The 374-nt window shown below is 63.4% G+C and carries 1 pseudogene; it reads left to right on the top strand.

Annotated features, from left to right (window positions below):
* Positions 1–120 precede the first annotated feature (120 nt).
* Positions 121–374: pseudogene (locus AC1DDH_RS20815) on the top strand (carbonic anhydrase); the annotation flags it as partial.

The raw sequence follows: 374 nt of genomic DNA, 5'->3' as shown, positions 1-374 counted from the left end.
GCAATGCATATGGCGCGGCGGCATGCACATCGTGCATTTCTGAAAATACCGTCTTGACGTTCTGGTCCGGCACGCGAGCCGGTAGACTGCGCGCCGCGCCCCTCAGAAACGGAATTTCACATGAAACAGTTGCTGTCCGCCGCCCTCTTATCCACGTGCGCCTTGAGCGCGATTGCGGCAGCGCCGCATCACGCACCGTGGACCTACGAAAGCCCCGCCTGGGGCGACCTGGACGCCGAATACGCGACTTGCAAGCTCGGCAAGGAACAATCGCCGATTGACATCCGCGGTGCCGTGCCCGGCGGGTTCAAGCCGATCCGCTTCGCGTACGCCGCCGGCAGTGCCAAGGTGCTCAACAACGGCCACACCATCGC

The organism is Arthrobacter sp. 10T425 (assembly GCF_056393985.1).
This window is presented reverse-complemented; position numbering and strand designations above follow the sequence as displayed.